We start from the raw sequence: 24244 nt of genomic DNA on the forward strand, positions 1-24244 counted from the left end.
AGCATTTTAATTGGAATGTATGCTTGCGCAAATTCGCGGCAATGTATTCGCAGGAAACGCCGAGTGTTGGACCATCGGCCAACTGGTGGAAAGCATCGTCCATCCCTTTGAAGTATTGCTTACGCTGTTCCCGTCCCCATCGTTCTTCCGTAAACCTTGCGATATTTTTCAAGTCAGCCTTGGCGGCGTTCGATACCGAAAAAGAAGCCCCTAGCCAAACTCTTTGTCCAGTTCCGCCATGAAGTTCTCATAGCTGTACTCGGCTGTCCCGCTCTTGCGGCCTTCGTCAATCAATCTGCGCAACGCGTCCAATTTCACTTCTTCGGTTTCGAGCAAACGCAAGCCGGCGCGCACTACCTCGGTAGCAGAGCCATATCGCCCTTTTTCAAGCTGGGCGGCAATAAACTGATCGAAGTGCTCACCCAAGCTTACGCTGGTGTTCTTGGCCATAAGGAAAACCTCGTCTGCACTAATAAATACCAAATTATGGTAGCGGCACATAACCAAGGACTCAAGGGGACGCTGGTAAATCCGCGCCGCGCAAAACACCCCACACCTGGCGGTGCGAGGGTCCCTCTCAGGTAAGGGTTGCCCAACCCGGGCGTTTACCGGGTCGGGTGGCGCGGTTTAATCGTCGATCCGGGGCGGGATGGATTAAACCGGTGTTTCCGCGGGGAGCCGCCTGTTCAGGCGCTGGCGGCCTGCTGCTCCGGCCGGGACGCGGCCGGCGCGGCGGGACGTACGCGGATGGCGCAGTATTTGAACTCGGGGATCTTGCCGTAGGGGTCGAGGGCCTCGTTGGTCAGGAGATTGGCGGCAGCCTCGTGGTAGCAGAACGGCATGAACACCGAGCGCCGGGCCATGCCGCGGTCGGCGCGCGCGGTGGCCGTGATCTCGCCGCGCCGTGAGGTGATGGTCACCCGCTCGCCGGGGCGGATCCCCAGTTCCTGCATGTCCTGGGGGTGGAGGCTGGCCACCGCCTCGGGCTCTATGGCGTCCAGCACCGTGGCATGGCGGGTCATGCTGCCGGTGTGCCAGTGCTCCAACTGGCGGCCGGTGGTGAACACGAAGGGATAGTCGGTGTCCGGCACCTCGTCGGCATGGATGTGCTGGGCGGGGACGAAGCGGGCGCGGCCGCTGGCGGTGGGGAAGCCCTGCTGGAAGATGATGGGTTCGCCGGGGTCGCCTTCGTGGGTCAGGGGATAGGTGAGGGTGTCTTCCGCACTGAGGCGCTCCCAGGTCATGCCCGCGAGGCTGGGGGTCGCGTGGCGCATCTCCTCGAACACGTCGCTCACGGACTCATAGGACCACTGCAGCCCCAGACCCTTGGCCATCTGCTGGATGATCCACAGGTCCTGGCGGGCGTCGCCGGGGGGATCGATGGCCTGGCGGCCGAGCTGGACGCGGCGGTCGGTGTTGGTGAAGGTGCCGGTCTTCTCGGGGAAGGCGGAGGCGGGCAGGATGACATCGGCGAAGCCCGCGGTCTCGGTGAAGAAGATGTCCTGCACCACCAGGTGATCGAGGCGCGCCAGGGCCTCCCGGGCGTGGTTCAGGTTGGGGTCCGACATGGCGGGGTTCTCCCCCATGATGTACATGCCGTGGAGCCGGTCCTCGTGGATGGCGTTCATGATCTCCACCACCGTGAGCCCCGGCTTGGGGTCCAGGGGTGTGTCCCACAGCTGCTCGAACTTCTTCTGGATCACCGGGTCGTCCACCCGCTGGTAGTCGGGGTAGACCATAGGGATGAGGCCCACGTCCGAGGCCCCCTGGACGTTGTTCTGGCCGCGCAGGGGATGCAGGCCGGTGCCGGGGCGGCCGATCTGGCCCGTGAGCAGAGCCAGGGCGATGAGACAGCGGGCGTTGTCGGTGCCGTGGATGTGCTGGGAGATCCCCATGCCCCAGAAGATCATGGCCCCCTTGGCGGTGGCATAGAGACGGGCCACCTCGCGGATGGTCTGGGCCGGGATGCCGGTGATGGCCGCCACCTGCTCCGGCGGGTAGTCCATGACGTTCTGCTTCAGGGCCTCGTAACCCTCGGTATGGTCGCGGATGTAGGCGTCGTTCTGCAGGCCCTCCTCGATGATGGTGTACATCATGGCGTTCAACAGGGGTACGTCGGTGTCGGCGTTGAACTGCAGGGAATAGCTGGCATGGCGGGCCAACTCGGAGCGGTAGGGGTCCATGAGGACGAGCTTCTTGCCGCTCTTGGCCGCGTTCTTCATGAAGGTGGCGGCCACCGGGTGATTCACCGTGGGCCGGGCGCCGATGATGATGATGACCTCGGCCTCGGCCACGTCGGCCACCTGGTTGGAGACGGAGCCCGAGCCGATGGTCTCCAGCATGGCGGCCACGGAGGAGGCGTGGCACAGACGGGTGCAGTGGTCGACGTTGTTGGTATGGAAGCCGGTGCGCACCAGCTTCTGGAACAGGTAGGCCTCCTCGTTGCTGCCTTTGGCGGAGCCGAAGCCGGCCAGGGCCTGGCCGCCCTTGTCGTCACGGATGCGCGTGAGGCCACCCGTGGCCACCGCCAGGGCCTCTTCCCAACTCGCCTCGCGGAAATACTCGTGCAGCCGGTCATGCCCCAGTATCTCGGGGGTCTTGGGCATGCCTTCGCGGCGGATGAGGGGGGTGGTCAGGCGGTTGGCGTGATGGACATAGTCGAAGCCGTAGCGGCCCTTGACGCACAGGCGGCTGTGGTTGGAGGGGCCGTCGCGGCCGTTCGTATAGAGAATTGTGTCGTCCTTCACATGATAGGTGAGCAGGCAGCCCACGCCACAGTAGGGGCACACGGACTTCACCTGCCTGTCCGACGCCACTTGGCCCACCTCATGGGCGGGCATCAGGGCACCCGTGGGGCAGGCCTGGACGCACTCGCCGCAGGTGACGCAGGTGCTGTCTCCCATGGGGTCATCGAGGTCGAAGACGATCTTGGAATGCTCGCCGCGGAAGGCATAGCCGATGACATCGTTGACCTGTTCCTCACGGCAGGCGCGCACGCAACGGGTACACTGGATACAGGTATCCAGGTTCACGGCGATGGCGGCGTTGCTGAGGTCGGGGGTGGGCTGGGGGCGCTGCCCGAAGCGGGGCCGGCCCACGCCGAGCTTGCCGGCCCAGTGGTCGAGCTCGGAGTTCGGTGTATGGGGAGAGGTCGTCTGTTCGGGCATGTCCGCCAGCAGCAGTTCGAGCACCATGCGCTGGGACAGCCGGGCGCGATCGCTGTCGCTGCGCACGGTCATGCCGTCCCTGGGCGCCCGGCAGCAGGAAGGTGCCAGGACCCGCTCGCCGTCGATCTCCACCATGCAGGAGCGGCAGTTGCCGACCTCGCGATAGCCCTCCTTGAAGCACAGGCTGGGGATCTCGACGCCGATGCGCCGGGCGGCCTGGAGGATGGTCTCGCCCTCCAGGGCCTCCACGGGCTGGCCGTTGAGGTCGAATCGGATGGTGCTCGCGGCGACGGTTTGGGGGTTGGCAGCCATTAGCGGTCGAACTCCTGGGGAAAATATTTGAGGGCACAGCGCAGCGGGTTCGGGGCCGCCTGACCCAGGCCGCAGATGGAGGCGTCTACCATGGCGGTGGACAGCTCCTCGAGCAACGCCTCGTCCCAGGTCTCCTGCTCCATCAGGGCCACGGCCTTGACCGTCCCCACGCGGCACGGTGTGCACTGTCCGCAGGATTCGTGGGCGAAGAAGCGCATGGCATTGAGGGCGGCCTGGCGGGCGCTGTCGTGGTCGGACAGCACGATGATGGCGGCCGAACCGATGAAGCAGCTGGAATCCACCTCCTGGAGGGTGTCGAAGTCCAGGGGCACGTCGGCCTTGGATGCGGGGAGGATGCCGCCGGAGGCGCCGCCGGGGAAATAACCGTACAGGGTGTGGCCGTCCAGCATGCCGCCACAGTACTCATCGATGAGTTCCCGCAGGGTGATACCGGCGGGGGCCAGGTGGACGCCCGGACGTTTCACCCGGCCGCTGACGGAGAAGGAGCGCAGGCCGTGGCGGCCGTGGCGACCCTGGCCGGCGAACCACTCCGGGCCCTTTTCCAGGACATCCCGCACCCAGTACATGGTCTCCAGGTTTTGTTCCAGGGTGGGTCGCCCGAAGACGCCCACCTGGGCCACCAGGGGCGGGCGCAGGCGGGGCATGCCGCGTTTGCCTTCGATGGACTCCACCATGGCCGATTCTTCGCCACAGATATAGGCGCCGGCGCCCCGCCGGATATGGACCCGGGGCAGGGGACAGGGCGGATTAGCTTCCAGGTCTGCCACCGCCTGGTGGAGGATACCCTCGGCGGTGGCGTATTCGTCCCGCAGGTAGAGATAGACATCGGGGGCGTTGACGGCCCAGGCGCCGATGAGGCTGCCCTCCAGGAAACGGTGGGGGTCACGCTCCAGATAATGGCCATCCTTGAAGGTCCCGGGCTCGCCCTCGTCGATGTTGATGGTGACATAGCGGGGCTCGGGCTCGTCGCGCAATGCACGCCACTTGCGCCCTGCCGGAAAGCCGGCGCCCCCCAGGCCCCGCAGCTTGGCGTTCTCCAGGGTGGTGATGATGTCCTCCACGTCGCGCCGGCCCGCCACACACTCGGCCAGCAACTCATAGCCCCCCTCCTGGCGGTAGGCGGCGTAATGGGTGACTCCCGCGGGCGCCGGAGGCTTCACCGACCCGGCATCGACGGCGGCGGCCACCGTCTCCGGCGTGGCGTGGCCGATGGGGTTGCGCCCCAGCACGACCACGGGGGCCTCGTGGCAGCGGCCCACGCAGGGCACGGGCTGGATGCGCACGCCGGGTCCCAGCTTCGCTTTCAGGGTGGCCATGAGTTCGTCGCAACCGTACATCTCACAGGTCACGGAGTCGCACACGCGCACGGTCAGCGGCGGCGGCGGGGTGTCCCCCGGTTTGATGACATCGAAATGATGATAGAAGGTGGCGACCTCGTAGACCTCGGTCATGGCGAGGCCGAGTTCGTGGGCCAGGGCCACCATGTGGGCGGCGGAGATATGCCTGTAGCCGTCCTGGATGAGGTGCAGGTACTCGATGAGCAGGTCGCGGCGGCGGGGGCCGTCCCCCAGCAAGACCCTTACTTCGGCCAGGGCCTGTTCTTGCGGCTGCCGGCCTTTCAGATGTCCGCGTTTCTTGCCACTTCCTTTGCGAGGAAGAGTCTTCGATTGAGCGACGTTCGTCATGTGCGGTGCTGCGACCTCCACCATGGTACGGACGCAGGGGTACGTCCGATGCTTCGTACTGCCCAGCAAAGGGTATGCCAGAGGAGCCGATAGCGGGGCGTGTGTGCGCTCTCCCTTGGCGCCAACCGACCCCACGGTATCGGCAAAACAACGACAGCGCCCCGGGTTAGGGTCGGCCATGGCCAAGGCCAAGGCGGCGCAAGGGCGGCATGGCTTCCCGTCGCGCGTGGACCCGGTGTGACGCCCGTGGAGCGACCCCGTGGCTATTGTGCCACCACCGTTACATGCTTCTGCGCCATTGGCTCGTGGCGTGGCCGCCTGGTCGGAATCCGCAGCCCTTATGGGCCGTGCCCCGAGCCTCGGGGGTACTCGGCGCCGGGAAGCGAGCGCCTGTCCGGAACCCGTCTTGACGCGCGTGTTCCCTCAGGAACAGGCGTGGCCATCCTCGGTGGCGTCTTCACGCGCACGTTCCAGGGAGGCCTCGTAGGTGTCCCTGGAGAGGTCCAGGCGTGCCAGATAGCGGCCTACGGTGGTCTCGGGTTCGAGGCGGTCGGCATGGAAGCGCGCCGCAAGGGCCTCGTTGTCGTTGAGATAGGCCGCCACCGCGGCGAAGCTCAGGCCCAGGCGAAAGTCGAAATTGCGGAATGCGTTGCTGTCCGGGTCCGGCGCCGGCATGGCGGCCGCCATTTCCTCGAAGGTCTGCGCGAAGCTCAGAAGGTGCTGGCGGGTGGCCGCCTCCAGGTCGTACTCCGCCACGATCTGGCGCAACATGGCGGCCACTTCGAGTCGGGTGTGGTTGTACGCATCGAGGTGTTGCTCCAGGGATTGCCTGCGGGTGAGCCATGAACCCTTGTCACACTCGCCGGCCAGCCGGTGGCTGGGGTAATCGGCGGGGAGTCTGGGGGCCACATCGGCCCATACGAGGCCGGTGGTCGCTCCGGCCAGCAGAGCGGCCAGCAGGGTATGTGCATATCTCATATCACGGAGTTCCCGTTGTTTGGCGTCGGTGAGTTTTCCAGGAAGAAGGCCATGGAATCATGTCGCGGGCGCCGGGGCGCCTGCAATCATGAGTCCATGGCTCCATTCATTCCTCGATGGTCAGGGCGCCCGACGGACACATGGCCACGACTTCGCGCAGGCGCCCTTCATCGGCGGCCTCCGGATAGATGGCCAGGGTATCGTTCTCGATCTTGAATACCTCGGGCAGGTTGCCCACGCACTTGCCGGCGTGAATACAGACATTGGAATCCCAATTGACTTTCATGGTGTGGTTGCTCCTCTAGGGTGATGTCGACCCGGCACGGTTGAGTGCGTGGTCGAGGGTGTTGACCAGGACCTCGGAAGGCAGGCCGTCGGGAATCATGCGCATCAGCCGTCCATCGGTCCCGATGACGTAGATGCTGCTGCCATGGTCGACGGTGTAGTCCTCTGACGCGCCCGTGTCGTTGACGCTGAATTGCACCCGATACTGACGGGCCACCTGCAGGAGGGCCTCGGGTGAGCCCGTCAGGCCCTTGATGGCGGGGTGGAACCAGCGGACATACTCCCGCAGCCGCTCGGGGGTGTCACGGGCCGGGTCGACGGACACGAACACGGGTACCACCTGCTCCGCCCGCGGCCCCAGGGCCCTGAGGGCCTCGGCCATCCTGGCCAGCATCATGGGGCAGACGTCGGGACAGTGGGTGTAACCGAAGGCCATCACGACTACCTTGCCTCGGGCGTCCTCCAGCGCGAAGGTGGTACCGTCATGGGCTGTCAGGCGGAAGTCTCCGCCCAGGGCCCAACCTGTGGTGGCGGGCCCGATGACGAGCCAGAAAGCCAGAAGTATCGAGCGCATGGACAATCTTGTTAGCACTATTCGTTCCAGGCTGCCCTGATCCTCCATGACGGGCCCAACGGCGTGCAGTTCGGCGCCTGGATGCAGGGGGATGTTCCTTCAATACGTGCCGCACGTTGCACATCTTGAGAGGACTGTGTCACTGCCGCGGCACACTCGAATCACCAAGGCGACTGACGAGCGTAGTGAAATCGCGGGGTAGCCGTTGCGCCAATGATTGGCACCCTAGTTGCACGCAATTTCCAGTGAATCTGCCGATCCCTGGCTGGTATGGCAGATACCTTTTTGCATTTGCACCCTTAAGAAATCGGCCGATGGTGGAATGCCAGCCGATTCAAAGATGTACCAAAAGCACAATTGGAGGAGTCTATGAAAACACCTATCACCCCACGGCATGGCCTGCGTCGGTCTCTTACCGCGCTCGCCCTGGCGACCTCTTCGGCCCTGGCTATCGGGATGCTCCCGGTTACGGCCAGCGCCGACGAGACGTGCGTCTCACCTTATTCGCCGAAGATCACGGGCCAGGAGCAGTTTGTGCACGTCTGGACCCTGGGCGTGAAGGGCGTAGGCGATGAGCAGGACAAGCTCGTGACCATCGATACGGATCCCAAGTCGGACACCTTCGGCGAGGTCATCCATACCGTCTCGGTGGGCGGGCGCAACGAGGCCCATCACTCGGGCTACAGCGATGATCGGCGCTACCTGTGGGCCGGCACCCTGGATACCAACAAGATCTTCATCTTCGACGTCCATACGGATCCGAGCAAACCGAAACTGCACAAGGTCATAGACGACTTCGTCAAGGCCAGCGGTGGCGTGGTGGGCCCCCACAGCTTCTTCGCCCTGCCCGGGCGCATGATGATCAGCGCCCTGTCCAACAACAAGGACCACGGCGGCCGCACGGCGATGGTGGAATACACCAACGAAGGCGAGTTCGTGGAAACCTACTGGATGCCCACGGACGACAACCTGCGGGGTGCCGAGAAGACCGGCAAGTACGCCGATGGCTACGGCTACGACGTACGCTTCCTGCCGGCCAAGAACATCATGGTGACCAGTTCCTTCACCGGCTGGTCCAACTACATGATGGACTTCGGCAAGATGCTGAACGATCCCGAGGCCATGAAGCGCTTCGGCAACACCGCCATGGTATGGGACCTTCACAAGCGCAAGCCCCTGAAGGTCTTCGACATCCCCGGTGCCCCCCTGGAGATCCGCTGTGCCTGGGGCAGCAACTACTGCTTCACCACCACGGCCCTGACCTCCAAGATCTGGCTGATCTATGAGGACAAGGAAAAGGGCTGGACCACCAAGGAGATCGGGACCATCGGCGACCCCTCCAAGGTGCCGCTGCCCGTGGCCTTCTCCATCACGGCAGACGACAGCCAACTGTGGGTCAATACCTTCATGGATGGCACGACCCGGCGGTTCGATGTCTCGGATCCATTCAATGCCAAGCTGATGAGCGAGCACAAGATCGGTTCCCAGGTGAACATGGTCTCCCAGAGTTGGGACGGTGAGCGCCTGTACTTCACGTCTTCCCTGCTGGGTAACTGGGACAAGAAGGGCGAAGCCGACGAGCAATACCTCAAGATGTACAACTGGGACGGGGAAAACCTGACCAAGGTGTTCGAGGTGGACTTCTACAAGGAAAAGCTGGGGCGTGCCCATCTCATGACCTTCAACTCCAATGAGCTGTTCGAGACCAATATCGCCGAAAAGCAGGAGCTGAAAGATAAGCTGGGTGATGCCGTGGCTGCGGTGGATCCGGCCGACTGAGATCGTTGGCCGTGTCGTAACAGACACCAACGGGACTGAAGTGTCCCTGGCAGGATGACCGCCCGGCCACAGTGTGGTCGGGCGGTTTCTGTTTACAGCCCGTGACCGGGCGTGCCGGCCGAGGAGTCCGATACTTTAATGTTTTTGAGCAAACCCAGTTATCCAACCGCGTTCGCCTTCCTCTTGAGTTGCGCCTTGGGTCCCATCTCATCCGCCCCGGCGGTCGAGACCAAGAGTGAGATAAAGGGCGCCATCGATCGTCCTCAGGTCCTGGCGCCGGGGTATACGGCCCTGCGTTTCGATCCACCGGATGCCGGCACCTACCGCCTGCCCCCCATCGCCAAGGCGCCCGATGGGACCGTCCTCAAGACCGACGGCACCGAGGGTCGTCTCCATGATTTGTTCGATGGCAAATACGTGGTGCTGAGCTTCATTTACAGCACCTGCGACGACGTCAATGGCTGTCCCCTGGCGACCTATGTCCTGTATCGCCTGTACCAGACCATGCAGAAGAATCCCGAGTTGGCAGAGAACATGCGCCTGCTCAGCCTCAGTTTCGATCCGCAGAATGACACCCCGGAGGTGATGCGCCTGTATGCCGAGAACTTCAGCGGCAAGGGGGCGGACTGGCTGTTCCTCACCGCCGAATCCAACGATGTCCTCGACCCCATCCTCGCGGACTACGGCCAGGGCGTGAACAGGGTCTATAACGAAAAAGGCGAAAATACCGGGCAGATCTCCCACGTGCTGCGGGTGTTCCTCATCGATCCCGAGCGCCGGATTCGCAACATCTACAGCGTTTCCTTCCTGCACCCCGATCTCGTGCTGGCGGACGTGCGCACCCTGATGCAGGAGGCCGCAGCCGGCGGCTGGCAGGCGGCGGCCGCGAAGGCGAAGCCGCCCCTGCGGACCCGGGAACTGGTGGCCCAGGCCAGCCACAGCCCCCTGGGGCTGCCGCCCATGGCGGTGCCCGAGGGGCAGGAGATCACCGCGGCCCGGGTGGACCTGGGGCGCAAACTGTTCTTCGACCGGCGCCTGTCGGGCAACGAGACCCTGTCTTGCGCCATGTGTCACATCCCGGACCAGGGTTTCACCAACAACGCCATGTCCAGGGCCGTGGGCATGGAGGGCCAATCCCTGCGGCGTAACGCCGCAAGCCTCTATAACCTGGCCTGGACGGATCCCCTGTTCGTGGATGGCCGTGAGCGCCATCTCCATACCCTCACCTGGAGTGAGTTGCTGGATCTCAAGCGCATGGGCAACCGTGCCGTGGGGGTCGTGCTGGACAAGCTGCGTGGCCTGCCAGACTACGAAGGCCTCTTCGAGGAGGCCTTCGATGGCCGGGGTGCAGACATGATGACCACGGGTACGGCCATGGCCAGCTATCTGCGTACCCTCGTATCCGGCAATTCTACCTTCGATCGCTGGCGCTTCGGCGGCGAGGAAGGGGCCATGACCCCGGCCGCCGCCCGCGGCTTCGAATTGTTCACCGGCCGCGCCGGCTGTGCCTCGTGCCATGAGGTGAACGAGGACCATGCCCTGTTCACCGACAACGAACCGCACGACACGGGCATCGGCTGGCATCATTCCATGGGCAAGGCGCCCGACCAGCGGATCATGGACCTGGGTGGCGGCATCCGCATCGAGCTCGACATGGCCGCGGTGGCGGATACCGCCGAACGCGCCTACAACGATCTGGGATTGTACGAGGCCACCCAGGATCCGGCGGACCGCTGGAAATTCCGCACCCCCGGCCTGCGCAACGTGACCAAGACGGCGCCCTATATGCATGACGGTTCCCTGCCTACGTTGGAAACGGTGGTGGACTTCTACGACCAGGGTGGATTCGAGCATCCGGAGCAGGACGAGCGCATACGCCCCCTCGGCCTCTCCGATGGCGACAAGGCGGATCTGGTGGCCTTCCTGCGGTCTCTGACGGGTGACAATCTGGACCTTTTCGAGGCGGATGCCGAGGCGGCCCCCGTCGGCGTGCCGGCGGGGGACGGATCATGAAAATTCGGAATTTCTCGTGCCGGGATGCACACCGGATGGCTCGCGCCTGCGGGGGGAGCCTGACGCTCATTTTCGGCCTTGCAGTGGGGGCGGCCGAACCGGTGACGGATGGTCCCGGGGACTACAAGGGTAATTACGATAGCCCGGACTACGTCACCCGCTCCGTCTCCCTGGAGGCGCGGGTGGGCCGGAAGGCCGATCTGCTGGCCATCGCCCGCCATCCCCCCCTCGGCCTGCCTCCGCAGCCGGTACCGGAGGACAACCCCTTGACGCGGGAGAAGGTGGAGCTGGGACGCAAGCTGTTCTTCGACCGCCGCCTGTCCCTCAACGGCACCCAGTCCTGCGCCATGTGCCATATACCCGAGCAGGGCTTCACCAACAACGAACTGGCCACGGCCGTGGGGCTTGAGGGCAGGGACGTGGGACGCAACGCGCCCACCCTCTACAACGTGGGCTACAAGACCCGCATGTTCCACGACGCCCGGGAATCCAGCCTGGAGCAGCAGGCGTGGCAGCCCATAGTCAATCCCCTGGAAATGGCCAGCCCGTCCATCGGCTGGACGTTGGAACGGATCCGCAATCTGAAGGATTATGACGGCCTGTTCGAAGCCGCCTTCGATGGCAGCGGCCCCGATATGAACACGGTTGCCGATGCCCTGGCCAGTTATCAGCGCACCCTGCTGGCGGCCGATTCCCCCTTCGACCGCTGGTATTACGGTGACGAAGAGAACGCCCTCGATGCTTCGGCGCAGCGGGGTTTCGAGTTGTTCACCGGCCGCGGAAACTGCAGCAGTTGCCATCTCATCGGTGAGGACCATGCCCTGTTCACCGACGACGTCGTTCACAACACCGGGACCGGCTATAGGCGGGCCATGGAAGCGGCACCCGGGCCGCGGCGGGTGGCCCTGGCTCCGGGTGTCTTCGTGGATGTGGCCCCGGAAATCGTAGCGGGGGTATCCGGCCCCGGCGCGGGCAACGACCTGGGGCGTTACGAGGTGACCGGGGACCCCGCAGACCGCTGGCACTACAAGACCCCCACCCTGCGCAACGTGGCCCTCACTGCGCCCTACATGCATGACGGGTCGTTGCTCACCCTGGCGGACGTGGTGGACTTTTACGATCGGGGAGGCGTACCCAATCCGCTGCTAGATCCACGCATTCGTCCCCTCGGTCTCAGTGAGAGGGAAAGAGCCGATCTCCTGGCCTTCCTCGAGGCCCTGACGGGCGACTATCGCCCCCTGGTACTCGACGCCTTCGTGGCCCCGGTAGGGGACGTGGGCAGCCGCTATGAAGACACCACCTCACCCTGAAACAGGAGTTCCCATGATTCCATTGAAGACCGCATTACCCGGCGCGCTCCTGGCGTGCCTCCTCCTGGTAACGGCCCAGGCCACGGCGGCCGAGCGCACCATGGACCCTGAATCCGGACGCCCAATGGCCGGCGACTTCGTCCTCGGGAGCGTGAGCGGAGATGACTATCGCCTCGAGGATCTACGGGGACAGTGGGTGCTGGTGAGCTTCTGGGCCACCTGGTGCTCGCCCTGCCTGAAGGAGATGCCCACCATGGAGCGGTTGTACCAGGATATGGCCGATGAGGGCCTGGAGATCCTGGCGGTACACGCCGGTCCCGGCGGTGCCAAGGTGGGAGAATTCCTGGAACAGGTCCCCGTCAGTTTTCCTATCCTGCTGGACGAGGACCTGTCCCTCGGTGGCTGGGAGGTCATGGCCCTGCCCACCGCCGTCCTCGTGGACCCCACCGGCCGCCAGGTGTATCGGGCCGTGGGTCCGCGGGATTGGGACACTCCGGCCATGAAGGCCTTCCTGCGCGACCTGATGGCCGCCCCTGACGCCGGCTGATGCCGTCCATCCGGGGCCTCCTTCCCGAAGGAGGCCCGACGCCCAGTCCCCAGGACACCCATAATCTTGCCATTCACCATTCACCATTCACCATTCACCATTCACCATTCACTATGTGCATGGAGCCGTGACGCCGATATCCACGCGGGTGACTCGATTCATTTTTTCACCTGTGGAGCAAACCGAGTCTTTCGGGAATCAGTAGTTTTACAAACCCACTCCGTAGTCCTGCGAATATTCGCACAGCTCACATCGATCTATTGTCTGGCTCGGTGGCGTACGCCGAAGCCCTGCAGGAGGCCGCGGAAAACGCCCTCGGGCAGGCTCTACACAACCCACGTACCCAACAGGAGGGCAGGCATGAGCCAGCCATCAGCATGTAGGTTTCATGAGAACCATCTGTGGTGTAGGCCACGGGGCGACGGGGCCTTCGTCGTCGGCATGAGCGATTACTCTCAGGAGAACCTCGGCGACATCATGTGCTTCGAACTTCCGGGGCCCGGGACCTCCATCACCACCGGCGAATCCTTCGGTACGGTGGAATCGGTCAAGGTGGTCAATGATCTGATCGCGCCTTTGGGGGGCGAAGTGGTGGAGACCAATCCGGCCATTGAAGACGATCCGACACTGGCCAACACCGACCCCTACGGTGACGGCTGGCTCCTGGTGGTTCGCGCCGACAGCGACCAGCCCGATGGATTGATGGATGAAGACGCCTACAGAGACTACCTCCAGCGCGAGGCATGATTACTCTTTCTCTCTCGTCATTGCGGCGCAGGCCGTACAAAAGCGCAGCGTTGAACACCCGCAGGGCGGCCCGAAGGGCGAGCGCAGCGAGTAATCCAGGGCCGCAGGAGCCACCTGGACCAGGGGCACCGTCCCGGCCGCCACGCTTGCCGCCCTGGATACCGGGTCAGGCCCGGCATGACGGTGGAACACCGGTGGATGCATGCTGTAATCCTCGTGTAACACTCTGGGATCTGGCTGAAGAAGGCTGATCAATAAATTCAATGATCTGAGATCCAGCGCATCGGCTGGCATGGCAATTGCCGTATATCTAGGGTGACCCTCCAGAGGTGAAGACAGGTCCGGCGAGTCGGCGGTTTTTTGTTTTCCCGCCCCGCGAGGGGCGGGCTTTTTTTGGCTTGTCAGCAGAATTCGTGAGTGTAGATGAGGAGAATCTCCTCTCGCCAAGTCGCCAAGAACGCCAAGTTAGCCCGGGTTAGAAAACATCCTTGGTACCCCCTCAATCAGGGTAGACGCCGTTCGTCCTGCCCCCCGGGGCCACGGGATATTGAACAGGGCACGAATACATCGAAAAACATAAGCTGAAGCTTTCCTGGCGTTCTTCGCGTTCTTGGCGAGAGCCTGTTGTTCGTTTTTTATCCATATACATCACTGCTTGGCGCTAGCCGCGAGCGAGCCATTCACTCACCGATTCTGCGGACGGGCCTTCTTTTCTAACATTCCACCCGTTCGTCAATGGCGAGCCATCCGGTGTCGCCGAACATGCCGGCATCGCGCCATCCTTCTGCGGCACGGTGGCCGCCCCTAGCCGGGCATCATAGCGGGTGTATCGTGAGGCGCCGTTAAGCCGGCGCGGGGGGAGGCAGGGGGCCGCCTGCGGGCGCCGGCAGGGGACAGCCCATGCCGGTGCCACACAGGCGGGGTTTACATCAGGTCACTTGAAATTCCAGGTGAGGGCGGCGCCCAGGTGCTTGGACCAGGTGTCGGCTTCGGTGTGGCCACCGAAGGTCCGGCTCTCCGCGAATTCCCAGCCGAGGCCGACATCCACGTCCAGACCGGGCATCAGGAAGTTCCGGTAGCCGAAGCCGAGACCGGCCCGCCACTCGTAGATGATGACGGTCTGCGTGGCCTGCAGGAACGGTACGGTGACCGTATTGATGGGTACGACATTGGCCAGAAGTGGGTTACCGCCGCCGGCAGGCCCCGCCACCACCTGGGTCAGATCGCCGAGCTTACTGGCGTCGCTGCGGTTCGGGTCCTCCGCGAAACCCACGCCGGCCCGCCACACCCAGTTGCGCTTGCCCGGGTTCCACTGCAGGCCAAGGCTGAATACATCCTGGTCCTCCCACACATCCTGCCAGAAGGCGGCGTCGCCGTAGGCCTTGTGGATGTAATCGAAGGCCACGAGCAGGTCCCCGTTCAGGAGGTCGGAATTGGCGATGCTGATGCCGACGTTCCAGGGCTGCTCGATCTTCTGATTGGAAAAGGTGGGAAATCCATCACCATCAACGCCGGTCTGGAACAGGTTGTCGAAATTATGCTTCTGTTCTGTCTGCCCCCACAGGCCGATGGTGGTGTTGCCGATGTCGTAGGTGAGCCCGGCGGTCAGGCGTAGGCCGAGGTCATGGGTCTCCTTGGAGGTGGAGGACAGGCCGGCATCGATCTGAGCGAAGCTGATGGTGGCCATGGCCCCCAGGGAGAGATTCTCGGTGATGGGAAAACCCGCGCCGGCGTTGACACCGAAGACGATGAACTCTGCCCCCGCGCCGAGGGACTTCGGATCGTCGACGAATGTCGCGCCCACGCCGGAGGTGGCCGTGACCCCCAGTCCCAGCACCGCCGGTATACCCAGCCCCTGCAGGTCCTGGGCGACGCCCACGATGGGCACCGGAAAGACGTCGGTGCCCGATTTCTCACGGAAGGGAAAGCCACCATTAACCGTGCCATCATGATCAATCACCACCTGGGGCATGTAGAAGGACGCACCGAAGGTGAAGCGGGTGCCGCCGTCATACTGGGTCAGGGTGGCCGGATTGCCGAAGATGGCCGACGGCAGGTCCTGGGGCCGGGCATGGCTGGTGCCCGCCATGGCCTGGGAGGCCGGCATGATGGTGTTGTGCAGGTCAAAACCGTGGGGCCCCGCCCAGGCGTTGGATGTCACCGACATCGCACTGATCATGGCTAACACCAGTGGTTGTTTTTTCATTACGTATCCCCCTTTGTCGGGCCGCTCAGGCCGCGTTCTTGTCGAGTGTGACGAGTTGCTTCCCATTGGCCCTGGCGGTGCCCGTGACCTGTTGCGCGGTACTCAGGATATCGAGGACGGGGCAATGGCTCTCCACCATCTCGATTAACTTCGTCAACTCTTCGTCGCTCGCCGGACTCTGGATCTCGGTCTCGAACTTGATGCGCTTGTAGCCTGCGGGGATGCTGTCATCCATGCCGAGAAGGCCCTTCAGATCCAGGTAGCCGCGGACATTCACCTTCACCGCATCGAGCTTGATGCCCATCACGGATGCATAGGCGGCATACATGATCTCCTGGCAGGTGCCCAGGGCCACCAACACCAGTTCCACGGGATTGACGGCCGCATCCTGGCCTCCCAACTCCGGCGGCTCATCGATGGTCATGGGGGCGAAATTCCGCACCGTGGCACTGCATCGCACGTCTTCGACCCACTGAGTCTCGGCGCGGAATACCACGCTCGAGCTGGCGGGGTTTTGCTTGATTGAATCGATGGTCGTTACCAGAGCCGCTTGGACGCTTTCCTGGGACATGTTTCACTCCTTTTCTCTTTGGTGGTAGGTCGTATGGCGGGCGATCTGTGCCGCCCTGCGCTTCCTGAACAATAGGCAGATGTGGAGTGAACGAGTATTCGCGAGACTACGGCGTGGTTACGTAAAACTACCGATGTTTTGAGTGATTCATGTCATATCCGGGAGGGACATGAGCGTTCTGGCGAGGGCCACGGCCGATGTGACCTCCATCTTGCGCAGGACATTGGCGCGATGGGCCTCCACGGTGCGTGGGCTGATCTTGAGCCGGGCGGCGATGACCTTGTTGGGCTCACCCTCAGCCAGCATTGCCGCGATCTCTTTCTCCCGAGTCGTCAGTTCGGCATAACGTTCGCGGATGGCCGCGTGGGCATGGTGGCGGGCGCGCCACTCGGCATCGATCTCGAGGGCTTCACGAACGAGCCGAAGCATCACATGGTTACGGAAGGGTTTCTCGAGAAAATCCAGGGCCCCCTCCCGGACCATGTGCACGGACATTGGGATATCCCCATGGCCGGATATGACGATGATGGGCAGGGTTGAATTCCTTTCCTTCAGTATCCGTTGCAGGGCCATGCCGTCGATTCCCGCCAGACAGACGTCGGTTATCAGGCAACCGGGCTGGTCTTTGTCGTAGGCGGCGAGAAAGGCATCGGCGGATTCGAAACCCCGGGAATGAAGATTCATGGAGCTTAGCAGTACCGCGAGTGCATCCCGCACCGCCGGGTCGTCATCCACGATGAAGACACAGGGCTCGGTACTCATGCCTTTGATGCGGGCAGGTGGAAATAGAAACAGGCCCCGCCATCGGGTGCATCCCGGTAGCCGATGATGCCGCCATGGGCCTCGATGATCGAGCGACTGATGGCCAGGCCCATTCCCATGCCTCGTTCCTTGGTGGTGAAGAACGGCAGGAAAAGGCCCTGGACGACATGGGCGGGGATTGGCTCGCCGTGATTACATAATGAGAACTCTACGGTCTTGCCGGGGATTTTGGAGACGGCGAGTGAGAGCCGGCGTTGGTCATAAGGCAGGTTTCCCATGGCCTGTATGGCATTGGTGACGAGATTGACCAGGACCTGTTCGATCTGGATGCGATCGGCCAGCAACTGGGGCAGGTCATCTTCGAGCCATAAATCGAGTTCGATGTGCTGGTGGCGCCGTTCCGCCTCCACCAGCTGCATGGTCTCTTCCACCAGGGTGGCGGGTGCCGTGGGCTGTGGCCGTGGTCCCTGCTTGCGGACGAATTCCCTTGCGCGATGAATGATCTGGCTGGCACGCTCCGACTGGAAGACGATCTTGTCCAGCAGCCCCCGGAGTTCCAGATGCTCTTCGCCGCATAACAACTGTGCTGATTCGGCATAACTGGAGATGGCACAAAGGGGTTGATTGAGCTCGTGGGCAAGGCCCGAAGCCATTTCCCCCATGGTGCTCAAACGACAGACATGCGCCAGTTCCGTCTGTTGCCGGCGTAATTGTTCCTCGTAATGCTTGCGTTCATTGATGTCGCGGGTGACCGCCAGCAGCGCCGACACCCCGCCTTCGCTGTCGAGAAGCGGAGCGGCGTGGGTCTCCAGCCAACGCCGTTCCCCGTGAAGGCTCAATACCTCGAATTCCATCGTGGCCCGTTGTCCACGGAAGACCTGGTCACTCAGGGCACGATAGCCATCCTGGTATTCAGGAATGAGAAAGTCGTAGATCGTTCTGCCGATCACCTCACCCGGTGCGGAGGCATCCAGCAGGTTCAGACCGGCGGGATTCATCTCCAGGATGACGCCGTCGCGATCCTGGAGTTTCACGCATTCGGGCTCGGATTCGATAATCGTACGCAGGCGGTTGTGCTGTTGCTCTATGAGCCGGCCGTATTTTCCCTTTGCCGCCGCCATTTCCGCGATCCACCGGGCCCGGTTGAAGCGGGCCACCGTCCAACCCACTCCGAGGCCCAACAACAGACCGAGAACGAGATAAATGCCGAATAACGGATGGGTCATGTACCTTCCATTCAGACCGCTATCAACACCTCCCCCATCCCTTCTTCCGCCAGGTCGCCGAGGAAGCGACTGAAGGGGTCGGCGTCGTTAGCCATGAGGGGAGCCCATGCGCTACCGAGCAGGGGGCGAAAGAGGGCAAGGAAGCCGGGGGGACGGGGGCCGTTGGCGTTGAAGGTGGCGGGCATGGATGCGGGTTGCCGGGCCAGGATCAGAGTGCCCCGGCGCATCCCCGAGCCGCACCAGGTGCCGGCGCGTCCGGCCACCGCGATGGTGCCGGCGATCATGTTCGCCCCGAGATAATCTCCGGCATCGCCGTCGATGACCACGAGCCCGCGGCGCAGGCGCTCGCCGGCGCGGTGGCCGGCGCTGCCGCCTACCCGGATCATGCCACCGGCCATGCCGTGGGTAGTGCCGATGAGGGGGCCGCCCAGGCAATCACCGCAGCTCCCCGTGATCTCGAGGTTGCCGGCGACCATGCCGGCGCCGGCACGACCGCCGGCGTCGCCCTGGACCCGGACATGGCCGCCGGCCAGGCCGCTGGCCGCCAGGGCTCCCGCATCGCCCTCCACCAGGAGTCGACCCCGGGTCATGCCGGCGCCGAGCTTGTCCAGGTTGGCGGCCGCCGGCACGATGGTCAGGGTCTCGCCTGGGTTACCCTCCAGGCGGAACAGCTCTCCCGCCTCCACCCTCCGATTGCCCACCGCCAGGGGATACGGGCGATGTCCCCCGGAGTCATGCCCGCCAGCCGTTCGGGGGTGAAAGGGGTCATGTCGAGGCGCTGGCGGGTGGGGGCCAGCTGGGTGAGAACCAGGTCGCTCATGCCATGATCTCGTGGAGGTGGAAATGGAACTCGCCGAGATTGCCGCCGTAGTTGCCGGCGGAGATGCGCAGGATGTCGTCGCCATAGTCGATCACGGCCTCGATGCCCGCACGCATGGCGCCGCTCACATCCTCCGGCGTCAGGCCGTTGACCACGATTTCCATTACCGCACGCACCTCCGGACCGAGCTGCGAATCCACCAGCCCCCGCAGGGTGGGGCAATAGGCATCGTTGGTGGACGCCATCAGGGCCTTGTACTTGGAGCCCACCTTGGAGCCGGAACGGACGATGCCGCCGGGGAAAGGCATGATGACGTTGGGCAGCCGGCGCATGGCGGTCACGGCCGCCTCGCAGGCCCGCAGGGCGGCCTCCTGGGAACGGGCCAGCACCAGGAAGTTGCCGCCGCCCACCGCCTTGCATCGGCCGGTGGTTTCCTCGGCGATGAACTCGCCGTCCATCACCGGCACCCGCCAGTAGCGTCTGTCCGCCACCACCTTGGAGATCTGCCAGCCGTCTCCGAAGTAGCGCAGATTCTTGCCCAGCGCCAGTTGTTCGTCGCCGTCCATGCCCGCGAACACGGCGGTAGTGGGGCAGGTGAGGATACATTGACCCACGCGCCTCTCCAGTTGTTTGGCCAGTTCGGTGCCCGACACGCCAAACAACAGAATGGCCACGCCGGGGCGCCCATCGGGGGTCTCATGGGGCGCCATGTCCCGCTCCACTCCCGCCTCCACGCCGCAACCGATCACCGAAGTGGCGAAGCCGGTCATGGTCGCGCCGGCGCGGCGCGCCCAGTGTTCGTCCAGGGCCGTGACGATGATCCGCGTGGCCTTCATACCGAAGGCCTCCGCGAAGGTATCGTCGATGGCAATATGATTCGTTTCCTTGACCATGGGGTCGCCGCGGTTCTCCGTAAGTGATTTCTGGCCCTTCCGACTCGTATTGCGGTCTGCAGAGGGCCATTGAGGGATGTTAGAAACACCCAAGCAATAGCTGTGCCGTTCACGTTTCCCCCGGACTTTACGTCTTGTCCCGGACCGGCTGTCATTCGCGTGATGCCTCAAAGTGACACAGTGCGTCATCACCCGCCCATGGACGCCGGGTAATCACTCCTCGCACCCTGAAATTGCGAGTGTTTTGCAGGGCCTTGGGCCTTCCGGCACGCGAGTTGCAACCGCTCGCTGCATGACGCGAGACCGATACAGCAATGATGAAAACCTGGCGGTCACCGTGGAGGCGGGCGCGCGGCTGCATCTCGGCTTTCTCGACCTCAACGGTGGCCTGGGCCGCCGTTTCGGCAGCATGGGTCTGGCCATCGATGGCTTCCAGACGCGACTCACCGCCACCCTGGCGGACACCGTAGGCGCCAGCGGGCCCTCGGCCCATCGCGCCCGGGGCCATGCCATCCAAGTGGTGAATGCCCTCGGTTTGGAATCCGGGGTCCATATCGCGGTCCATGAGGCCATTCCCGGGCACCTGGGACTGGGGTCGGGGACGCAACTCGGCCTCGCGGTGGGCATCGCCGTCACTCGGCTCCATGGCGTGGAGCTGGCACCCGCCACCGTCGCCGGCATCGCCGACCGTGGGGCCCGTTCGGGTATCGGCATCGGCAGTTTCGATCAGGGTGGCTTCATCCTCGACGGCGGGCGCGGGCCCGACGACGGCACCCCGCCGGTGATCTCGCGCTTGCCCTATCCGGAGGACTGGCGCGTGGTGCTGGTGCTCGATGCCAGGGGCGAGGGCATCCACGGCAGCGAGGAAAAGGCCGCGTTCCATCGCCTGCCGCCTTTTCCCGGCGACCACGCGGCCCACCTGTGCCGGCTCGCCCTCATGCAGATCCTGCCGGCCGTGGCCGAAGGCCGGCTGGAGCCCTTCGCCCGCGGCGTGGCGGAAGTACAGCGCGTGGTGGGGGACCATTTCGCCGCCGCCCAGGGCGGGCGCTACACCAGTCCCGCGGTGTCCGATGTCCTGACTTGGGCCGAGGCCCAGGGCTTCGCGGGGGTGGGGCAGAGTTCCTGGGGGCCCACGGGCTTCGTGCTCACCGCCACGCCCGCCGCCGCCGATGACTTGGTGCGGGCGGCCCGGTGGCGCTTCGGCGACCTCTCGGCGGTGCGTTTTTGCGTCGTTCGGGGATGCAACCACGGCAGTCGCATCTCCATCACATCTCCCATGCAAACCCTTAAGCGAGCCCCATGAGCACATCCAAGACCACCATTCTTCACCTGTTCACACCGGCGCCGAATCTGAGTCCCTTCGACGTCAACATGGCCATCGATGCCGGTTGGGATCACTGCATCCCGTACACGGGGATCTCCGCGGACGACGTGGAGGCTCTGACCCAGGACGCCATCTTCTCCCGCGGTCCCACGGGCGTGAAGGCCACCGGCATATTCATCGGCGGCAGGGATATCTATATGGCCATGGACATGCTCGCCCTGGCCCGGAAATCCATGGTGCCTCCCTTCGAGGTCGCGGTGTTCGCCGATCCCAGCGGGGCCTTCACCACCGCCGCCGCCATGGTGGCTTGTGCGGAGAAAGAGCTGGTGGATCGCCATGCTGGTGGCCTCGAGGGGCGCCGGGTCCTGGTCTTCGGCGGCACGGGACCGGTGGGTGCCACCTGTGCCGTGCTGGCGGCCCGCGCCGGCGCCCGTACCGTCATCGTCAGCCATACGGGCAAGGACACGGCCGACGAGACGGTCACGGCTTGTGGCGCACGTTTTACCGTGGACCTCGAGGGTGCCGACGGCAGCAGCGACAGCGCCATAAAGGCCCTCCTGGAGGACGCTGAGGTGGTGTTCGGGGCGGCCAAGGCCGGCGTGCAGGTGCTGAATGCGGACCACCTGGCGAAGGCCCGCAGACTCTTGGTGGCCTGCGATGTCAACGCCGTGCCGCCCGAAGGTATCGAGGGGGTGGACGTGGGGGCCAAGGGCACCGCCCTGGAGAGCGCATCGGGGGAGGCCGTGGGCATCGGGGCCATGGCCGTGGGCAACGTCAAGTACAAGGTCCAGCATGCCCTGTTGAAGGAAATGGTGGAGGCCCCCGAAGCCCGTTACCTGGATTTCGCCGATGCCTGGCGCTTGGCCCGTGACCTTGCCTGAGCGTCCCTACATGGTGGTGGCGGGTACCGGCGTCCGTGCCCTCGCCGAGTTTGGCGTCCGCGCCGGCTTCAGGATGGGGGCGGCGGACTGCTTCGGCGACGACGACACCCGGGCCGCCGCACGGATGGTGGCCCTGGCATCCATGAATGAAGGCTCCACCCTGGCCGCCGCCGCCTTCTCCCTGCACCCGTGGAGCACCCGGCAGCCACGCCTGGTGTGGGGGGCGGGTTTCGAAGGGGGCGGCTATATGTTGCGCAAATTGCAACGCAGCTTCCGCCTGTGTGGCAACACCCCCTTCGTGATGGACCTGGCCGGCGAGCCCCGTCGTTTCTTCGAGTTGCTGGATACCTTGGATATACCCTATCCCGAGGTCAGTTTCGTTCCCGTAAGCGAACCCCGTGGCTGGCTGCTGAAGCACGGTGCAGGTTACGGGGGCATGCGGGTCTTCGACGCCGCGTATCCGCGCAGCGGCACGCAGCGCGCCGATGCCTACTGGCAACGACGCATAGCGGGTGAGGCCTTCTCCGTGACCTTCGCCGCGGATGGTGGGAAGGCCTCGGTGATGGGCTTCAATACCCAGTTGAACCGGCGCCACGGACCGCGTCCCTGTGTCTACCATGGTGCCATCACCGGTTGTGACCTGGATGGGCGGCAGCGGGGGCTGGTGGAGGATTACGTCGCCCGGCTGACTCGCAGCCTGGGCCTGCGCGGCATAAACGGCATGGATTTCATCATGAACGATGGCGACCCCCTGTTCCTGGAACTCAACGCACGGCCACCAGCCACCCTGGAACTCTACGACCCGGACCTCCCCGACGGTGGCGCCATGGCGCTTCATCTGGAGGCCTGTGAGGGACGCCTGGTCCTGGCGGGGCCGGTAGGTGGGGCCATGAGTCGCGGCCATCGTATCCTCTATGCCGAGGAAGATATGGCGGTGCCTGCCGTCCATTGGCCGGCATGGGTCAAGGATCGACCTGCGCCCGGCACGCGGGTGGCGGCCGGTGAGCCCATCTGTTCCATTCATGGGGAGGGGACGTCAAAGGCGGCGGTGGCAGATGTGCTGGCACGGCGGACCCGCGAGTGGGCGGTCCTGCTGGACGCCACCCGGAGGAACGCCGCATGAGCCAAGGAACCATGACCACGGGGATGGGACTCAATGCCACGGGGATGGGACTCAATGATCGGGCCGCCGGGCTGGTGGAGGCCCTGGAGCGGGATGCGGCGGCGCTGCGGCTCGAGTGCACCCGTCTTACCAATCGGGTACGCATCATCGATGCCGGCATCGACGCCGAAGGGGGCCTCGAAGCGGGGCGACGTATCGCCGAGATCTGCCTGGCGGGTCTCGGCACCGTCGGCTTGTCCGGGGCAGGGCCCGTGGCCGGTTGGCCCCTGGCGGTCCACGTCCATACCGAAAACCCCGTGCTCGCCTGCCTGGGCAGTCAGTACGCCGGATGGAGCCTCGCCCACGGCGAGGGCAAGGGTGCCTTCCATGCCCTGGGGTCCGGTCCCGGGCGGGTGCTTGCGCAGAAAGAGCCGCTGCTGCGGGAAATGGGCCTCGCCGACCATGCCGACCGCACCTGCCTGGTGCTGGAGGTGGATGGCCAACCGCCCCTGGAACTGACCGCCCGGATCGCCGCCGACTGTGGAGTCGATCCCGCTGGCCTCACCCTGATCCTGACCCCCACCCGGAGCCTCGCCGGCACGGTGCAGATCGTGGCGCGGGTGCTGGAAGTGGCCATGCACAAGGCCCACGAGCTGGGCTTCCCCCTCGAGCATCTGGTGGACGGCCTGGGCAGCGCGCCGTTGCCACCCCCGGCCCCCGATTTCCTCACGGCCATGGGTCGCACCAATGATGCCATTTTGTTCGGAGGCCAGGTCCAACTCTTCGTCAAGGGCACCGACGAGGCGGCCGAGGATCTGTGCCGGCGCCTGCCCAGCAGTGCCTCCGGCGACTACGGTCGCCCCTTCGCCGAGGTGTTCAAGGCCAGTGGCTACGATTTCTTCAAGATCGATCCCATGCTCTTCAGCCCGGCCCGGGTGGTGGTGTCGTGCCTGGATTCCGGCGCCACCTTCACCGCCGGTGCCGTGGACCTCGGTCCCCTGGCGGATTCCTTCGGTACTCCGTTGTCATGACAGGGGGTGG

At 64.4% G+C, this 24244-nt stretch carries 21 protein-coding genes; 9 read left to right on the top strand and 12 right to left on the bottom strand.

The window, feature by feature from the left end; translation table 11 throughout:
• Nucleotides 1-210 precede the first annotated feature (210 nt).
• From U5S82_21830 to U5S82_21855, 6 genes are all read right to left on the bottom strand, one after another.
• Complete coding sequence (locus U5S82_21830; protein MDZ7754200.1) at nt 211-450, bottom strand: type II toxin-antitoxin system ParD family antitoxin; 240 nt, start codon at nt 448-450, stop codon at nt 211-213.
• A gap of 236 nt (nt 451-686) precedes the next feature.
• Nucleotides 687-3479 carry a formate dehydrogenase subunit alpha gene (gene fdhF, locus U5S82_21835; GenBank protein ID MDZ7754201.1) on the bottom strand — a complete coding sequence of 931 codons (2793 nt, stop codon included), beginning with the start codon at nt 3477-3479 and terminating at the stop codon, nt 687-689.
• On the bottom strand, nt 3479-5185 hold the full coding sequence (locus U5S82_21840; protein MDZ7754202.1) for an NAD(P)H-dependent oxidoreductase subunit E: 1707 nt from the start codon (nt 5183-5185) through the stop codon (nt 3479-3481). Before U5S82_21840 ends, fdhF begins: the two co-directional genes overlap by 1 nt.
• Nucleotides 5186-5608: 423 nt before the next feature.
• On the bottom strand, nt 5609-6163 hold the full coding sequence (locus U5S82_21845) for a hypothetical protein (protein MDZ7754203.1): 555 nt from the start codon (nt 6161-6163) through the stop codon (nt 5609-5611).
• A gap of 106 nt (nt 6164-6269) precedes the next feature.
• Nucleotides 6270-6449 (bottom strand): (4Fe-4S)-binding protein, encoded by a 180-nt coding sequence (locus U5S82_21850; GenBank protein MDZ7754204.1) that lies wholly within the window; start codon nt 6447-6449, stop codon nt 6270-6272.
• Nucleotides 6450-6464: 15 nt separating this feature from the next.
• Nucleotides 6465-7022, bottom strand: a complete 558-nt coding sequence (locus U5S82_21855) for an SCO family protein (protein ID MDZ7754205.1) — start codon at nt 7020-7022, stop codon at nt 6465-6467.
• 456 nt (nt 7023-7478) lie between these two features.
• Here U5S82_21855 and U5S82_21860 point away from each other — a divergent pair, with 456 nt between their 5' ends.
• The 5 genes from U5S82_21860 (at nt 7479) to gcvH (ending at nt 13418) form a co-directional block, all read left to right on the top strand.
• A complete protein-coding gene (locus tag U5S82_21860; GenBank protein MDZ7754206.1) occupies nt 7479-8801 on the top strand; it encodes a selenium-binding protein SBP56-related protein in 1323 nt (440 codons plus the stop codon).
• 195 nt (nt 8802-8996) lie between these two features.
• Complete coding sequence (locus U5S82_21865; protein MDZ7754207.1) at nt 8997-10814, top strand: cytochrome c peroxidase; 1818 nt, start codon at nt 8997-8999, stop codon at nt 10812-10814.
• Between the two features lie 35 nt (nt 10815-10849).
• Nucleotides 10850-12124: a cytochrome c peroxidase gene (locus U5S82_21870; protein ID MDZ7754208.1), complete on the top strand. Its 1275-nt coding sequence runs from the start codon at nt 10850-10852 to the stop codon at nt 12122-12124.
• A gap of 13 nt (nt 12125-12137) precedes the next feature.
• Nucleotides 12138-12671, top strand: a complete 534-nt coding sequence (locus U5S82_21875; GenBank protein ID MDZ7754209.1) for a TlpA disulfide reductase family protein — start codon at nt 12138-12140, stop codon at nt 12669-12671.
• Nucleotides 12672-13031: 360 nt separating this feature from the next.
• Nucleotides 13032-13418 carry a glycine cleavage system protein GcvH gene (gcvH, locus tag U5S82_21880; protein MDZ7754210.1) on the top strand — a complete coding sequence of 129 codons (387 nt, stop codon included), beginning with the start codon at nt 13032-13034 and terminating at the stop codon, nt 13416-13418.
• Between the two features lie 934 nt (nt 13419-14352).
• Here the strand turns inward: gcvH and U5S82_21885 are convergent.
• The 6 genes from U5S82_21885 to fhcD all read right to left on the bottom strand — a co-directional run bounded on the left by U5S82_21885 (nt 14353) and on the right by fhcD (nt 19896).
• A complete protein-coding gene (locus tag U5S82_21885) occupies nt 14353-15624 on the bottom strand; it encodes a hypothetical protein (GenBank protein MDZ7754211.1) in 1272 nt (423 codons plus the stop codon).
• Between the two features lie 25 nt (nt 15625-15649).
• The gene (locus tag U5S82_21890; protein MDZ7754212.1) at nt 15650-16195 is read right to left on the bottom strand and encodes an OsmC family protein; all 546 of its coding nucleotides are present in this window, start codon (nt 16193-16195) and stop codon (nt 15650-15652) included.
• 147 nt (nt 16196-16342) lie between these two features.
• Nucleotides 16343-16957: a response regulator gene (locus U5S82_21895; protein ID MDZ7754213.1), complete on the bottom strand. Its 615-nt coding sequence runs from the start codon at nt 16955-16957 to the stop codon at nt 16343-16345.
• Complete coding sequence (locus tag U5S82_21900) at nt 16954-18114, bottom strand: PAS domain S-box protein (protein MDZ7754214.1); 1161 nt, start codon at nt 18112-18114, stop codon at nt 16954-16956. Before U5S82_21900 ends, U5S82_21895 begins: the two co-directional genes overlap by 4 nt.
• A gap of 80 nt (nt 18115-18194) precedes the next feature.
• Entirely contained in the window at nt 18195-18869 is a 675-nt protein-coding gene (locus U5S82_21905) for a formylmethanofuran dehydrogenase subunit C (GenBank protein ID MDZ7754215.1), read from the bottom strand.
• Between the two features lie 130 nt (nt 18870-18999).
• Complete coding sequence (gene fhcD, locus U5S82_21910) at nt 19000-19896, bottom strand: formylmethanofuran--tetrahydromethanopterin N-formyltransferase (GenBank protein MDZ7754216.1); 897 nt, start codon at nt 19894-19896, stop codon at nt 19000-19002.
• A gap of 292 nt (nt 19897-20188) precedes the next feature.
• Here fhcD and U5S82_21915 point away from each other — a divergent pair, with 292 nt between their 5' ends.
• The 4 genes from U5S82_21915 to mch are packed head-to-tail and all read left to right on the top strand — an operon-like array spanning nt 20189 to nt 24234.
• Nucleotides 20189-21199 carry a beta-ribofuranosylaminobenzene 5'-phosphate synthase family protein gene (locus U5S82_21915; protein ID MDZ7754217.1) on the top strand — a complete coding sequence of 337 codons (1011 nt, stop codon included), beginning with the start codon at nt 20189-20191 and terminating at the stop codon, nt 21197-21199.
• Nucleotides 21196-22101 (top strand): NAD(P)-dependent methylenetetrahydromethanopterin dehydrogenase, encoded by a 906-nt coding sequence (locus U5S82_21920; protein ID MDZ7754218.1) that lies wholly within the window; start codon nt 21196-21198, stop codon nt 22099-22101. The genes U5S82_21915 and U5S82_21920 overlap by 4 nt, the downstream gene beginning before the upstream one ends.
• Nucleotides 22088-23224, top strand: a complete 1137-nt coding sequence (locus U5S82_21925) for an ATP-grasp domain-containing protein (GenBank protein ID MDZ7754219.1) — start codon at nt 22088-22090, stop codon at nt 23222-23224. The genes U5S82_21920 and U5S82_21925 overlap by 14 nt, the downstream gene beginning before the upstream one ends.
• A 23-nt stretch (nt 23225-23247) precedes the next feature.
• Nucleotides 23248-24234, top strand: coding sequence for a methenyltetrahydromethanopterin cyclohydrolase (gene mch, locus U5S82_21930; GenBank protein MDZ7754220.1), 987 nt, complete (start codon nt 23248-23250; stop codon nt 24232-24234).
• The last annotated feature ends 10 nt before the right edge of the window (nt 24235-24244 follow it).

This window comes from Gammaproteobacteria bacterium (assembly GCA_034522055.1).
Taxonomy (GTDB): Bacteria; Pseudomonadota; Gammaproteobacteria; order JAABTG01; family JAABTG01; genus JAABTG01.